Genomic DNA, 516 nt, shown 5'->3' on the forward strand with positions numbered 1-516 from the left:
CATATAAAAAAACGAGCAATTCCAATTAGGAGTTGCTCGTTTTCCATTTCATGCTTTATAATTATAATAACCACAAAACAACTAGAAAGGCATGAAAATGTATAAACAGTATAACACAAATCAGTTAAGTTTGGAATTAAATCTTGCTTGGGATTTACCTGCTACTCACGAGGCTCGTCTGATTAGTCAGTTTGTGGATACTATTCCTTTATCCATTCTATTGGAAGAAACTTCCCATACTGGTCGTCCAGCCTTTCATCCAGCTATGTTGCTTAAAATGACCCTGTTTGCCTATGCTCGTCAGGTATTCTCTGGTCGGAAAATCGTTCAAATGAATGAAGAAGTTATTCCTATGAAATGGCTGAGTCAGGATACCTATGTCTGTTATCGAACCATAAATAGTTTTCGGGCTAGCACACACGCCAATCAGCTCATCAAATCTGCCTTCATCTACTTCACTCTCCTCCTCAGAGAGAATGGATTGATTGAAGATGAGGCTCTCTTCATTGACGGGAC

At 39.0% G+C, this 516-nt stretch carries 1 protein-coding gene; it reads left to right on the forward strand.

The window, feature by feature from the left end:
- Positions 1–97 precede the first annotated feature (97 nt).
- Positions 98–516, forward strand: a 419-nt coding sequence (locus tag C1E58_RS09665) for a transposase (RefSeq protein ID WP_161951303.1), incomplete at its 3' end; no start/stop codon positions are given.

Source organism: Streptococcus suis (assembly GCF_002964575.1).
Classification (GTDB): Bacteria; Bacillota; Bacilli; order Lactobacillales; family Streptococcaceae; genus Streptococcus; species Streptococcus suis_R.